Annotated in this window: 1 protein-coding gene; it reads right to left on the bottom strand. The window is 60.8% G+C overall.

From position 1 onward, the window contains the following. Positions 1-131: 131 nt before the first annotated feature. The coding region (sepF, locus tag DEQ92_RS23040) for a cell division protein SepF (RefSeq protein WP_115821832.1) at positions 132-431 on the bottom strand (300 nt) is incomplete at its 5' end.

Below are 431 nucleotides of genomic sequence, written 5' to 3' on the forward strand. Positions count from 1 at the left end.
TGGACTTACGATAATCCCTATCAGAACAGCGTCCGCCCAAGCGGATGCAACAGCGATCGACGGCCAGTCAAAAGGCAGCAGTCAGCGTACAGCAGCGGTGATACGACCCGACGGTTGCCCCGTGGTTGTCGTCAGTTCAGCTTTTCGCGCGCGACGGCGACGCCCGTGGGTGCGATGATGATCTGGTCGTCGCCCTTCTGTGCGATGTCGCCGTCGACCTCGTCTGCGACCTGTCGGAGGTCGTCGATGATGTGCTCCATCGTGCTGTCGGTGGTCGTGTGTCGCGTGATGTCCGCGATGACGAGATCACCGTCGTAGACAGCGTCTTTGATGGCGACGACGTCCTGCTGGCTGCTAATCGTCGCGATCCGGACGTTCATCTCCGCGGCCCCACGGGAAGATTCTACGCCCTCGATGTCGAGATCGAGGTA

It is taken from the genome of Haloferax sp. Atlit-6N (assembly GCF_003383195.1).
Classification (GTDB): domain Archaea; phylum Halobacteriota; class Halobacteria; order Halobacteriales; family Haloferacaceae; genus Haloferax; species Haloferax gibbonsii.